General features: G+C 43.1%; 10 protein-coding genes and 1 tRNA gene. 6 read left to right on the forward strand and 5 right to left on the reverse strand.

All coding sequences use genetic code 11. The features are described from left to right. A tRNA-Tyr gene (locus R7E29_RS20440) sits at positions 1-67 on the reverse strand. Between the two features lie 292 nt (positions 68-359). Here R7E29_RS20440 and R7E29_RS20445 point away from each other — a divergent pair. Together R7E29_RS20445 and vmeF are read left to right on the forward strand one after the other, a co-directional pair. Beyond that, a complete protein-coding gene (locus R7E29_RS20445; RefSeq protein ID WP_054576346.1) occupies positions 360-1454 on the forward strand; it encodes an efflux RND transporter periplasmic adaptor subunit in 1095 nt (364 codons plus the stop codon). Beyond that, positions 1454-4567: a multidrug efflux RND transporter permease subunit VmeF gene (gene vmeF / locus R7E29_RS20450; RefSeq protein ID WP_054576347.1), complete on the forward strand. Its 3114-nt coding sequence runs from the start codon at positions 1454-1456 to the stop codon at positions 4565-4567. The genes R7E29_RS20445 and vmeF overlap by 1 nt, the downstream gene beginning before the upstream one ends. 80 nt (positions 4568-4647) lie before the next feature. On the opposite strand, the gene R7E29_RS20455 is transcribed toward vmeF, so the two are convergent. Continuing rightward, on the reverse strand, positions 4648-5223 hold the full coding sequence (locus R7E29_RS20455; protein ID WP_053307492.1) for a porin family protein: 576 nt from the start codon (positions 5221-5223) through the stop codon (positions 4648-4650). 214 nt (positions 5224-5437) lie between these two features. Here R7E29_RS20455 and R7E29_RS20460 point away from each other — a divergent pair, with 214 nt between their 5' ends. Then, the gene (locus tag R7E29_RS20460; RefSeq protein WP_054576348.1) at positions 5438-5755 is read left to right on the forward strand and encodes a DUF1244 domain-containing protein; all 318 of its coding nucleotides are present in this window, start codon (positions 5438-5440) and stop codon (positions 5753-5755) included. A gap of 61 nt (positions 5756-5816) precedes the next feature. Here the strand turns inward: R7E29_RS20460 and R7E29_RS20465 are convergent, their stop codons facing one another. Next, positions 5817-6911: a PLP-dependent cysteine synthase family protein gene (locus tag R7E29_RS20465; RefSeq protein ID WP_005389952.1), complete on the reverse strand. Its 1095-nt coding sequence runs from the start codon at positions 6909-6911 to the stop codon at positions 5817-5819. Between the two features lie 138 nt (positions 6912-7049). On the opposite strand from R7E29_RS20465, the gene R7E29_RS20470 reads away from it, so the two are divergent. Beyond that, the gene (locus R7E29_RS20470; RefSeq protein WP_017820003.1) at positions 7050-7514 is read left to right on the forward strand and encodes an Lrp/AsnC family transcriptional regulator; all 465 of its coding nucleotides are present in this window, start codon (positions 7050-7052) and stop codon (positions 7512-7514) included. Between the two features lie 456 nt (positions 7515-7970). Further along, positions 7971-11012, forward strand: coding sequence for a hypothetical protein (locus R7E29_RS20475; protein WP_054576349.1), 3042 nt, complete (start codon positions 7971-7973; stop codon positions 11010-11012). Positions 11013-11080: 68 nt separating this feature from the next. Here R7E29_RS20475 and tesB read toward each other — a convergent pair whose 3' ends face one another. Further along, positions 11081-11941 carry an acyl-CoA thioesterase II gene (tesB, locus tag R7E29_RS20480; RefSeq protein WP_005378575.1) on the reverse strand — a complete coding sequence of 287 codons (861 nt, stop codon included), beginning with the start codon at positions 11939-11941 and terminating at the stop codon, positions 11081-11083. A gap of 240 nt (positions 11942-12181) precedes the next feature. On the opposite strand from tesB, the gene R7E29_RS20485 reads away from it, so the two are divergent. Further along, positions 12182-12616, forward strand: a complete 435-nt coding sequence (locus tag R7E29_RS20485; RefSeq protein ID WP_005378572.1) for a YbaY family lipoprotein — start codon at positions 12182-12184, stop codon at positions 12614-12616. Between the two features lie 30 nt (positions 12617-12646). Here the strand turns inward: R7E29_RS20485 and R7E29_RS20490 are convergent, their stop codons facing one another. Beyond that, positions 12647-12949: a DNA base-flipping protein gene (locus tag R7E29_RS20490; protein WP_033905036.1), complete on the reverse strand. Its 303-nt coding sequence runs from the start codon at positions 12947-12949 to the stop codon at positions 12647-12649. Positions 12950-13117 lie beyond the last annotated feature (168 nt).

Consider the following 13117-nt stretch of genomic DNA (forward strand, 5'->3'; position numbering starts at 1 on the left):
GGACGGATTCGAACCATCGAAGGCAGTGCCGGCAGATTTACAGTCTGCTCCCTTTGGCCACTCGGGAACCCCTCCAGAGGATTTTTATACTTAGTAAGATGTTTTCCCAACTCATCTCCCAAGTGCGGAGCGAATCATAGCAAACTCGCTCAGGCTGTAAAGCGTTTTTCTTACGTTTTTACGTTGAATGCTGTCTTTTTGGGCAAAGATGGTAGAAAGTCAGCGTTTTGTTTGTCCTTTGAACAGAAGAGAAGCGCACTTTTTACTTGAATTTACACTACTTGACGTTAAACACCGTATCTACTGATAAACTGTAAGCAGTTTAATGACATAAGTTTATTCGTTTAGAAGTCAATATCATGAGCATGAAAGCCACGTTATCGTTATCTGTTTTAACGCTTTCTATATTACTGAGTTCTCCATCGGTTTGCGCTGCGATGCGAGGAGGCTCAGCGGTTACTGTTGTGACTGAACAAGTAGAAACGCACGAGATCAATCAATCCTTAACTCTTATCGGCAAATTAAAGGCAGCGGAGTCTGTGGTTGTCGCATCGGAAGTCGCCGGCAAAGTGAATCAAATCGCTGTTAAAGCGAATCAAAATGTCCAGCAAGACCAGTTATTAATTAAGTTAGATGACGATAAGGCTCAAGCCGCTTTGATTGAGGCAAAGGCGTATCTAAAAGATGAACAGCGTAAGTTAAAAGAGTTCCAACGTTTGGTTAAGCGGAATGCGATTACTCAAACTGAAATCGATGCACAAAAAGCCAGTGTTGAAATAGCACAAGCGAGGCTAGATGCTGCTCAAGCCAATTTAGCTGATCTCCATATTACTGCTCCATTTTCTGGCACTGTTGGTTTTATCGATTTTAGCCGCGGCAAAATGGTCAGTGCGGGTACTGAACTTTTGACGTTGGATGATCTTTCCGTCATGGAACTGGATTTACAAGTACCGGAGCGCTATTTATCGATGCTTTCTATTAGTATGGAAGTCATCGCTAAAACCAGTGCATGGGGTAGCCAGATCTTTACTGGTCAAGTCACAGGTATTGATACGCGTATCAGCGCCGAAACACTGAATCTTCGCGTGCGTATTGAGTTTGATAACCCAGAAAATCAATTGAAGCCGGGCATGTTGATGAACGCTTCACTAGCATTTCCTGCTATTAAGGCGCCAATCATTCCTGTTCAAGCACTTGAATACTCCGGAACTAAACGTTTTGTATATGTAATTGATGAAAATAACAAAGCTACTCGTCAAGAAGTGTCGCTAGGTGCTCGTGTTGGCAACGAGGTGGTGATCGAATCTGGTGTTGAGATTGGTGACAAGATTGTGGTTCAAGGCATTGTTAACATGCGTGATGGTGTCGAAGTGAAAGAAATTGTCGCGCCACTAAAAGCGAACACCACGGATGTGACACGCAATGACAGTGAATCGGATGAGGAAGAAAACTAATGTTACTGTCCGACGTTTCAGTTAAACGCCCTGTCGCGGCGTTAGTTCTGAGCATGCTGTTGTGTGTGTTTGGCTTTGTGTCATTCACCAAATTAGCCGTTCGTGAAATGCCTGATATAGAAAGCCCAGTCGTTTCTATCAGTACGCGTTATGAGGGTGCATCTGCGACTATTATTGAAAGCCAAATTACCTCCGTTTTGGAAGACCAGCTTTCTGGGATCAGTGGAGTTGATGAAATTAGCTCCACTACTCGTAACAGCATGTCGCGTATCACGATCACGTTTGAGTTAGGTTACGATCTCAACACAGGTGTGAGCGACGTGCGTGATGCCGTGGCTCGTGCTCAGCGCTCGCTACCTGATGAAGCGGATGACCCTATTGTTTATAAGAACAATGGCTCGGGAGAGGCATCGCTCTACATCAATCTCAGTTCTGCAGAGATGGACCGTACTCAATTAACGGATTATGCCGAACGTGTATTGATGGACCGCTTTAGCCTGATCTCTGGGGTTAGCTCCATTGATCTCTCCGGTGGTTTGTACAAGGTCATGTACGTGAAGCTTAAGCCAGAACTAATGGCTGGACGTTCAGTTACAGCTTCGGACATTACATCAGCTTTACGAAGTGAGAACCTAGAAAGCCCAGGTGGTGAAGTTCGCAACGACTCAACAGTAATGTCCGTGCGTACGGCTCGTACTTATAACACGCCTGAAGATTTTCAATATCTTGTCATTAAACGCGCAAGCGACAATACACCTATCTATTTAAAAGATGTAGCAGATGTCTTCATTGGTGCAGAAAACGAAAATTCAACCTTCAAAAGTGATGGTGTAGTAAACATCAGTCTTGGTGTGGTATCGCAGTCAGACGCAAACCCGTTAGAGGTTGCTAAGCTGGTTCGTTCTGAAGTCGATAACATCCAGAAGTTCTTACCAGAAGGTACACGCCTTGCGATAGATTACGACGCGACAGTATTTATCGAGCGTTCAATCGAAGAGGTGTACAGCACGCTATTTATCACGGGCGGCTTGGTGATTTTGGTGTTGTACATTTTCATCGGCCAAGCTCGTGCAACCTTAATTCCTGCGGTTACGGTTCCTGTTTCTCTGATTTCTTCGTTCATTGCCGCGTACTACTTTGGGTTTTCTATCAACTTGATCACCTTGATGGCGTTGATATTATCGATTGGTTTGGTGGTGGATGACGCAATTGTGGTTGTAGAGAATATCTTCCACCATATTGAACGCGGTGAATCGCCATTACTCGCCGCATATAAAGGCACAAGAGAGGTTGGTTTTGCTGTTATAGCAACAACATTAGTGCTGGTGATGGTGTTCTTACCGATCTCCTTTATGGATGGCATGGTAGGTCTACTATTTACAGAGTTTTCTGTATTGCTGGCTATGTCGGTCATATTCTCCTCTTTGATTGCCCTGACGCTGACTCCTGTATTAGGTAGTCAGATTTTGAAAGCGAATGTAAAACCAAATCGATTCAATGAAGCGGTTGATCGCTTGTTTAGCAAGCTTGAGAGTGGTTATCGCGCATTATTGAAAGGCGCATTGAAAGTACGTTGGGCTGCTCCGCTGGTGATTCTAGCTTGTTTGGGCGGTAGCTATTTCTTGATGAATCAGGTACCGGCCCAGCTGACCCCACAAGAAGATCGCGGTGTTATATTCGCGTTTGTGCGCGGTGCAGATGCTACGTCATACAATCGTATGTCAGCCAATATGGATATTGTCGAAGACCGATTGATGCCATTACTAGGGCAAGGTTATCTGAAGTCATTCAGTATCCAAACGCCAGCGTTTGGTGGCCAGGCAGGAGACCAGACAGGCTTTGTGATCATGATTCTAGAAGATTGGAACGAACGTGATATCACGGCTCAGCAAGCCCTTAACAAAGTACGGAAAGAATTGGCAGGTATCCCAGATGTTCGAGTGTTCCCATTTATGCCAGGTTTCCAAGGTGGTTCGAGTGAGCCAGTTCAGTTCGTATTAGGCGGCTCTGATTACGATGAGCTCGTTGTTTGGGCTGAAATGCTAAAGAACAAAGCAGAAGAATCACCAATGATGGAAGGAGCAGAGATAGATTACTCGGAAAAAACGCCTGAGTTATTGGTTACAGTTGACCGACAGCGTGCCGCAGAGCTAGGAGTCAGTGTTCAAGACATTTCTGACACCCTAGAAATCATGCTCGGTGGTAAAAGCGAAACGACTTATGTTGAGCGTGGCGAAGAGTACGATGTGTATCTTCGCGGTGATGAAAATAGCTTTAATAATGCTGCAGATTTAAGTCAGATTTATCTGCGCACGAATAGCGGTCAGCTAGTGACGTTAGATGCGGTCACAAAAATTGAAGAAGTGGCGGCCTCTATTCGTCTTTCTCACTACAACAAACAGAAGTCCATCACTATTACTGCCAACCTGTCGGAAGGTTATACATTAGGAGATGCGCTGGATTACCTAGACCAGGAAGCCATCGACAACTTACCGGGTGACATTTCGGTGAGTTATTCGGGGGAGTCGAAAGACTTTAAAGAGAACCAAGCGAGTGTTGCTGTTGTGTTTGCATTGGCACTGCTAGTGGCGTATCTCGTGTTGGCGGCTCAGTTTGAAAGCTTCGTAAACCCGTTAGTGGTCATGTTTACGGTGCCGATGGGTGTATTTGGTGGCTTCCTTGGTTTAGTTATTATGGGCCAAGGTATGAACATTTATAGCCAGATCGGCATGATCATGTTGATTGGTATGGTGACGAAAAACGGTATTTTGATCGTAGAATTTGCCAATCAGCTACGTGATCGTGGCGTTGGGTTTGAAAAAGCGATCATTGATGCAGCTGCGCGACGTCTACGTCCAATCTTGATGACTGCGTTTACCACACTTGCTGGCGCAATTCCGTTGATCGTATCGACAGGGGCGGGTTATGAGAGCCGTATTGCCGTGGGTACGGTAATCTTTTTCGGGATGGGGTTTGCGACATTGGTGACCTTGTTTGTTATCCCGGCAATGTACCGATTGATTTCGGCGAAAACACAAGCACCAGGTCATGTAGAAGCAGAGTTAAACAAAGCAATTAGCCATGATACGAAGGGCCGTATAGCGCACCCTTAAATCAAACGTTAAAACATAAAAGCCGAGGTAATAACCTCGGCTTCTCTTTATCGGTTTAAAGTTAGCTCGGAAGCGTTCGATTAGAAGCGTTTCCCTAGGCTGATTTGTACACCTTCGTAGCTGTCGTAAAAATCTTCAAAACCCATATCCGCGACATTATAAATGTACTCTGCGCGTAACCAGATATCTTTGCTCATATCCCAATGGACACCAGCACCGATGTTGAATAGCGCGCCTGAATCATCTGTGACTTTTTGTTCGTTTGGAACATACATTTCAGCTTGAGTGCCAAGCGCAGTTACGCGACCAAACAGTGACAGCGGCGTATCGCCTAAGTTATCACTTGTTACAACAGCAGACATACCTGCTTGGTAATAGTGAAGATCTAAGTCAGTTTTTAGAGCATCGTTCTTAAGTTCATTTTGTGAATAGCGCAGAACCCCTTCAAACGCGAGGTATTGGTTTATATGGTAACCCCAGCCAACTGTGATATGTGGTGTTGACCACTCATTGTCTCTATCCGAGCCGAAATACGGTGTATCAAAACCAACGTTACCAGTACCCAGATAAAAATAAGATTGATGAGCTTGTTCTTGAGCAGCTAAAGTTGGCACGCTAATGGTCAAGGCAGACAATAATAGAATGGCGTTTTTCATAACTAGACGATAACCTTGGTAAAAGACCGTTGTAATGATTTGTTTAAATGTTAATTTAATCAATAGGATGGATGGTAATTATCATATCAGCTTTTATCAAAGGTAGTGATTTTAGAATGGGAATTGTTGCGCTAAAGCATACTTCTTACTCATGACTACCGACTAACTAGATATGGTGACGAAAGCTAGCTAAATAAGAGAGAAGGAAAGGAAAGTGGCTGAATTCAAATACAAAAACTTGACTCAAGAAGAACAAGATAAGTTAGACGCGGCGACATTTCGCCGTTTATTGGCGCATTTAGATGCTAACAAAGACGTACAAAACATCGACCTGATGATCCTTGCGGGCTTCTGTCGCAACTGCTTTAGCAAATGGTATAAATCTGAGGCTGAAAATCTCGGTTTGGATTTAGATATTGATGACGCTCGCGAACGTGTTTACGGCATGACTTACTATGAATGGAAACAAAATCATCAACCAGCGGCAACGCCAGAACAATTGGCTGCGTTTGAAGCGCGCCAGAAAAAGTAAAACCCAGCGATAAAAACAGCCCACATGAAGTTGGGCTGTTTTTTAAAGTCCAGTTTGCACGTTAAGCGTTAGTTGAGCCGCAACAAGCTGGCTCAACGCAACCTTTTGCTTGAATGACTTCGAGTTGAGCTAAGTAAGGTTGAATATCGCCGATGTTCTCTTTTACCCATGTTAAGTCATAATACGTATCTAGGTAACGCTCTCCAGAATCACATAGAAGCGTCACGATAGAACCCTTCTCACCGCGTTGTTTCATCTCACAAGCCAATTGCAGCACACCGTAAAGATTGGTGCCTGTTGATGCGCCGACTTTACGCCCAATCAGCTGAGATACCCAATGGGCGGTTGCCACACTGGCTGCGTCTGGAATTTTGCGCATTTCATCAATGACACCAGCAATAAAACTTGGTTCGACACGTGGTCGCCCGATACCTTCAATTTTGCTGCCAGTATCGCCTTTCAATGAGTGATTTCCTGACTGGAAAGCATCGTAAAACACTGAGTTTTCAGGGTCTACCACGCAAAGCTTAGTGTCGTATTTTTGGTAACGAATAAAACGGCCAATGGTTGCTGATGTGCCGCCTGTTCCAGGACTCATCACTACCCAGCTAGGAATCGGGTGATCTTCTAACTCCATTTGGCTAAAGATAGAGTTCGCGATGTTGTTGTTACCGCGCCAGTCAGTAGCGCGTTCAGCATAAGTAAACTGGTCCATGTAGTGACCATTTAGTTCTTGAGCCAAGCGTCGAGACTCGTCATAAATCTGATCTGATCGTTCAACAAGGTGCGCTTTACCACCGTAAAATTCAATTTGTTCGATCTTTTTACGTGCAGTGGTTTTCGGCATGACGGCAATGAACGGTAAGCCAAGTAAACGCGCAAAATACGCTTCCGAAACGGCAGTGCTGCCTGAGGACGCCTCGATTACAGTGGTTTCAGGACCAATCCATCCATTACAAATAGCATAAAGAAACAATGAGCGCGCCAATCGATGCTTAAGAGAGCCTGTTGGATGCGTGCTCTCATCTTTTAGGTAGATATCGATACCATCAAGAGAAGGCAGTTCAAGTTTAAATAAATGAGTATCAGCAGAACGTTGAAAGTCTGCTTCAATTTTACGCACTGCATTGTTGATCCAGTTGTGGTCAGTACACATGGCGTCTCTCCTTGGAAATCGATAGATAAGCATTAGATGGGAATAATTTACCTATAATACGAGAGAAAAACTTTGCTATAGTTGCCGGTAATGACTATTTTGATAGAAAAGTTTTCTACACTTCGTGGGTTTTATAGGATGAGTTTGGATCGGGTCGATAAACAGCTGCTTGCGTTGTTACAAACCGACAGCACCTTGTCATTAAATGAGTTAGCAGAGCAGGTAAATCTGACAACGACGCCATGTTGGAAGCGTTTGAAAAGGTTGGAAGAAGAGGGCTACATCGAAAAACGCGTGGCGTTGTTAAGTACAGAAAAGCTCGAGCTATCTTTCATTGCATTTGTTCAGTTAAAAACGATTGATCATTCCGAAGGTTGGTATCACCATTTTGTTACAACTGTGAGTGACTTTCCTGAGGTAATGGAGTTTTATCGTATGGCTGGCGAGTATGACTACATGATGAAAGTACTAGTCAAAGATATGAAGTGTTTTGACGAATTCTATAAGCGGTTAGTTAATAGCGTAAAAGGGCTATCTAATGTGACTTCAACATTTGCTATGGAGTCCATTAAATACACAACAGAGTTACCAATCCTAAAATAACTCGCCCTATAAGAATTCTATCTAATGTTAATTCTACCTTTTAGTATTTTAAATGTTAAAAGGTAGTTTGATTATGCTTTTAAAACTATTTCCTACCAGATTTTTATAAATATAAACGATATTTATTCTCTCTTCTATTTTTCATTAACCATTTGTTTTTGCAGTCCATTAATCCTATACATCATAACGAAAGAAAAAATAACGCAATTTTTTCTCTTTCTTTTTCATGTTTTATTTTATTGAATATTAATTTTTACTAAATTAATGGAAGAGTTTGATTTAAACGTTTGCTTTTTGTGTTTTCATGTAATTTGGTCGCTATTTTTGATTATTTGTTTTTAGGATTAATACAGTAGCAATTACTTAAGTAATAAAGTACTCAAAAATGGGGATAGTGATTAATAAAACATCGTATTATTATCGCCCCATCTTGTATGTAACAAAGTATTACTAAAAATGAACAGAAATTACTATTTGCTTTTTCTCGCAGCTTTACTCGCTGGCTGTGGCGGTGGGGGAGACTCTAAGCCGAACAATACGAAGACACCAACTACGATAACAAAGCAGAACCGTCCGCAATTAAAAGTGGAAGACACGGTGTTGAAGTTTGAAGGAGTGGGAACGGTTACTGAAGCAAAACTGAGCAATGTACATGGGTCGGTATCTTACCAAGTCATTGATTCTAATCCGCCAAATGTCGTGAAAATTAATGACTCAGGAATACTACAAATTCTGCGCCCAGGAACGGCGACTATTCTTGCTACAGATAGTAGCTCTGCTTATGAATCTTCTGAAGCAAGATTTTCTGTCACTGTAGAGCGAGGCATCAATACTGAACTTTCAGTGAGTGATCTGAATTTCAATGCGATTGAGTCAGAAGGAAAAGCGTTGATCGTCCGTGGCCAAAAAGGCGAACTGAGTTATGAGGTAGAAAGTGGTCATAACTTGATTCGTGTTGATGAGAACGGTTCGGTATATTCATTAGGTTCAGTTGGTCAGGCATCGGTGCTGATTACTGATTCAGGTAACGACTTTTACTTGCCGAAACAAGTTCGCGCTACGGTTAAGCTGCATGCAGTAGCTCCGGGGCAATTACAGTTCGCTTTGCTTGAAGACGAGTATCGAGAAGGGTTGACGTTAGAACCAGTGCGTCTAGATAAAGCTCAAACGCAACGTATTTCTTACAAAATTATAAATAGCGTACCAGACAGCAAGGTGGCCGAGTTGCTAGATCCTGAAACGGGTTTGCTTCTTGTTCATAATGTTGGTCGATTAACGGTTGAGGCGACAGCAACTTACAGCGACGCGTTTCTGGATAAACAGCAAACAGCGCAATTTTTTGTGGATGTAAAACAAGGCAAGCGTCAAGAAATCAGCGCAGCGGATATCGTCACAACTTATGAGGAAGGTGGACGAATTTTCCCTAAGGTGACGAATGCCTACGGTGACTATGAGCTGAGAATCATTCGTGGTGAAGACGTTGTCGCTAAAACTGAAAATGGTGAAGCATTACTGATCAAAGGTGTTGGTGCTGCTGAAGTGGAAATTTACGAGCATGACATGCGTAATTATCCTGCAAGCAAAACTCGTTTTGATCTTGAAGTTAATCGCGCGCCTCATCCCGTTATAAAAGACATTGAAATGCCGCTTACCTATCAACCAAATCTTTCAATCCCTCTGGCGTTTAAAGGGCAAAAAGGTAACGTAAATCTAGTTAGCAGCTTACCTAATGGCTTACGAATGACTGACGGCAAGTTGGAGGTAGTGACTGCGGGTGAGTACGACCTTAAGTTTGAAGACGATGGTGGGGAGTTCTACCAACCTATTCAATTTAATGTCGTCATTAAAGTTGCAAAGGCTGAAGGCCAACCCATGGCAACGCACGATTATGACGTTGTATACAGCAACAAATACAGTTTTGATCTTCACCGTGATTTTGGTTTGAGTGCTGACGAGCAAATTGAGATTGTAGATAACTCCGCACCAGATGTTGTCGGTGGTTTTAGTGAAGGACGTCTCCATGTGTATAAAGCGGGTAAAGCGACGCTAACTGTGCGCAGAAAAGAGAGCGCGAATTATACTGTTGGTCCTGATCAAAAAGTCTACGTGACAATTTTGAGTGCGCCGAGCCGAATTGAAGTTCAATCCGATGTGGAAGAGATTTGGAAGGTTGGCCAAACATTTGTTGCGCCGAAAATCTCTGGTACGGTTGGGGAAGTTACGTACCGATTTGCAGACAACGCAGCAACAGATGTAGTTTCCTTAAACAGCCAAACGGGTGCCATGCAAATTCTTAACGCGGGTAGCACAAAAATTATTGTTTCGGATGCGGGGGACGACAAAGTGGATCCGGGTGAAAGTAGTTTCTCGGTCACGATTAAACAAGGCACAAACCCTGTATCGGTTACTTACCCAACGGTAGAATTCTCCGCTGGTAGTGTTATCTCACCAGTGATGAGTGGTGGGACTGCGAAGGCAAGTTACCGTCTTATTAACCAAAAAGATCCTGTGGTCGAGCTAGTTTCCCCTGATACGGGGCGTTTGAAGATTTTGCACGCAGGCGAGTACCAAGTAGAGGTTACTCTTACTGGACGCAACTACAAAGCTAAAACAATCGTCGTAAATGGCACTATTAACAAAGCGAATCACCCTGGTTTAAGTGCTTCTACAATGAAGGTGGAATTTGAACCATTTAAAAAGGTTAAGCTAGACTTTGGTACACCAATAGGAAACCGCAGCTATCAAATATCCAGCTCAACAATTAAAGGAGTCGCTTCATTAGATGTTGATAAGGAAGAGCTGACGTTACTTGACCTCCCACCAGTAAAAAGACGTTGGATTTCTCTCGACGTTTCGGAAGGAGAATCTCGAGATTACAAAGCGTTGGAAAGTAAGAAAGTCCAGCTGTATCTAAGCTTTGCAGATGAAGGTGTTGCGGATCAATATACATTGCTTGAAACTGAACAAACAGTATTGTTTAGCACGCTAAATGCACGTGAGTTTTCTAACTTAGAAGAAAGTGAGTTTGGTTTGATGAACGTTCGTTCAGTGCGTGAGCCAACGGACGAAGAATTGAAATTATACGGCAAAGGTAAGATTGCACTACTTGCATTCAAGCCGGTGGGTAACGATGACCAAACTCTAATAAAAGGAGCGTGGGTACACTTAGCTCGATTTGATGGATGTACATCAGAGCTGTTCGAAGATGATCTCAAGCCTTTTGAAGCAATTGACTATGATGACCCAGGGTACTGCACCAACGGCAGCACGATTCGTATGACTCGGTTCTTAATAATTGATGACTCGAAGATGGAAAAGGTAGAGTATGAGTTAGTAGCACCTGTGATTACTTACCGTCGTGGGGTTCGTGAATTTTTAGCAACGAATAAAGGTGGATTCTATGCCGACCCAAATGTCATTTACGGGAAAGGCGAATATGGTTACCCGAAATCACTTTACGAATGGTCGGTTATTAACATGAAGTATCAACCAAATTAATCATCGTTTGATACCCCTTAAAAAAGGAGTGCGGAACAGCACTCCTTTTTTCGTCTGGCGAACACGAGCTATTTCGTGTAGCGCATCACCCCTTCTTGCACGGCGGTCGCCACTAAGTGACCTTGCTGGTTGTATATTTCGCCACGGACCAACCCACGAGTATTGCTCGCCGTTGGGCTCTCTATCGCATATAGAAGCCATTCATCCATCTTAAACGGACGATGGAACCAGATAGAGTGGTCAATGGTGGCCACTTGAAAGTTAGGCGTCATTAATGAGACTTCATGTGGATGCATTGCTGTCACAAGGAATCCCCAATCGGATGCGTAGGCCAGAAGGTACTGGTGAATTAGCTGATTCTCTGGCATTTCACCATTAGCACGAATCCAAAGGTACTGTTTGGGTTCTGCTTTTTTGGGCTTCAAAGGGTTGATAACCGTAACGGGGCGAGTTTCGATTGGCTTTTCCCCGCAAAATGTTTTGCGTAAGCGTTTGGGTAGAAATTCTGCAATATGGCTTGCGAGCTCACTCTCTGAGGCAAAGTTTTCTGGACCAGGGATATCTGGCATTTCTTTTTGATGATCAAACCCAGGTTGATCGCCATGGTAGGATGCGGTTAGGTAAAAAATAGGGCGTCCATTTTGAATTGCTTTTACGCGTCTAGTGCTAAAGCTACGGCCATCTCTCAGATTTTCTACATCATAAATAATAGGTTTTTCTGGATCGCCAGGGTACAAAAAATAGCTATGGAAGGAGTGTACCGTGCGTGTTTCTTCAACGGTGTAGCGCGCAGCAGAAAGCGCTTGCCCAATTACTTGACCGCCATAAACTTGAGGCAAACCTAGGTTTTCACTTTGGCCACGAAACAAGCCTTCTTCTAATTTTTCGAGTTGTAGTAGGCTGAGCAATTCTCGTAGTGGTTTACTCATTGTGTCTCCTCACCGTTGTCTTTCATTCCAAGTTACCTCAACAGCCTCACTCTTGTGAAGTGGCATAGTTAAGAACTATTGAGTAACTTAGAAATAGTATTGTTCCAATTATGAAACAAAATCAATTGTTTGATAAATTCTAACTCAGTCAAACTATTGTCAAATAAACTGACAGGAAGCAGACAGTTTTATATTCCACACCTATAATTGCCTCGGTTTAATGCTCTTTTCGAGGAATATATGAAAAAAACACTACTACTTGTTACTTCTCTACTCTTTGGGGCTGCGTTAGTGGGTTGCCAAACTTCTCAAAATACAGAAATGGAATCTACAGAGGCGTCAATGAAGACGATTACAGGTACAGTGGCTTATCGCGAGCGGATTGCCTTGCCACCAAACGCAGTGGTTACTATTGCGTTAGAAGATGTGTCCTTGGCGGATGCGCCAGCAAAAGTGTTGGCGAAACAGACATTCGAAACGGAAGGTAAGCAAGTTCCTCTTTCTTTTGAGTTGAGTTACGACAGCAATGAAATCAAACCAAACCATCGTTACAGCGTTCGTGCTCGCATTGAGGTAGATGGAAAGCTGCGTTTTATCAGCGACACACATAACGGTGTTATTACAGATGAAGCACAAACTCACCAATTAGATATTCGTCTAGTTGGAACACGTTAATACGACGTACTGAGAACAAAAAATGGCAGCTTAAGGCTGCCATTTGTATTTTTTAAGTGAAGTTTTGCCAACTTCCGAGACTTCAATCCCTTCTGCTTCTAATTTCTTTTTTTGTCGCTCTAAGTCTCTGCCTTTTAAAGATATTTTTCCTTGGCTATTTACCACTCTAAACCAGGGGAGTTTGCTGTCTTCTGGTAGGTTACCCAGTGCTTTACCAACATGTCTCGCATAGCCCGGATAACCGGCCATTTTTGCAATTTCCCCATAGGTGGAGACTTTTCCTTTTGGAATTTGGTGAATTACAGCAAAGATTTGCGCTAAAAATTGGTCCATACTCAAAAGTGTCTATTTTGGATTACTAAGGAATGGTAAACCATTGGACTTGTATATTGCTAACGGTTCTTAACCCTTGTGTTGTCAGCGACTCACTTTGAAGAATTACATTTTCTGTTCTTTAGTGTCGTTGGTTGATGAGCCTTAAACAGCATGAAGCAAACGCAA

The organism is Vibrio sp. Vb1729 (assembly GCF_033338655.1).
Lineage (GTDB): Bacteria > Pseudomonadota > Gammaproteobacteria > Enterobacterales > Vibrionaceae > Vibrio > Vibrio alginolyticus.

What these genes read in the sequence shown, in the direction of transcription:
- R7E29_RS20455 (WP_053307492.1), bottom strand. Translation starts at nt 5,223, where the DNA reads ATGAAAAACGCCATTCTATTATTGTCTGCCTTGACCATTAGCGTGCCA.
- tesB (WP_005378575.1), bottom strand. Translation starts at nt 11,941, where the DNA reads ATGAGTAAACCACTACGAGAATTGCTCAGCCTACTACAACTCGAAAAA.
- R7E29_RS20465 (WP_005389952.1), bottom strand. Translation starts at nt 6,911, where the DNA reads ATGTGTACTGACCACAACTGGATCAACAATGCAGTGCGTAAAATTGAA.
- R7E29_RS20470 (WP_017820003.1), top strand. Translation starts at nt 7,050, where the DNA reads ATGAGTTTGGATCGGGTCGATAAACAGCTGCTTGCGTTGTTACAAACC.
- R7E29_RS20475 (WP_054576349.1), top strand. Translation starts at nt 7,971, where the DNA reads ATGAACAGAAATTACTATTTGCTTTTTCTCGCAGCTTTACTCGCTGGC.
- R7E29_RS20445 (WP_054576346.1), top strand. Translation starts at nt 360, where the DNA reads ATGAGCATGAAAGCCACGTTATCGTTATCTGTTTTAACGCTTTCTATA.
- R7E29_RS20490 (WP_033905036.1), bottom strand. Translation starts at nt 12,949, where the DNA reads ATGGACCAATTTTTAGCGCAAATCTTTGCTGTAATTCACCAAATTCCA.
- R7E29_RS20485 (WP_005378572.1), top strand. Translation starts at nt 12,182, where the DNA reads ATGAAAAAAACACTACTACTTGTTACTTCTCTACTCTTTGGGGCTGCG.
- vmeF (WP_054576347.1), top strand. Translation starts at nt 1,454, where the DNA reads ATGTTACTGTCCGACGTTTCAGTTAAACGCCCTGTCGCGGCGTTAGTT.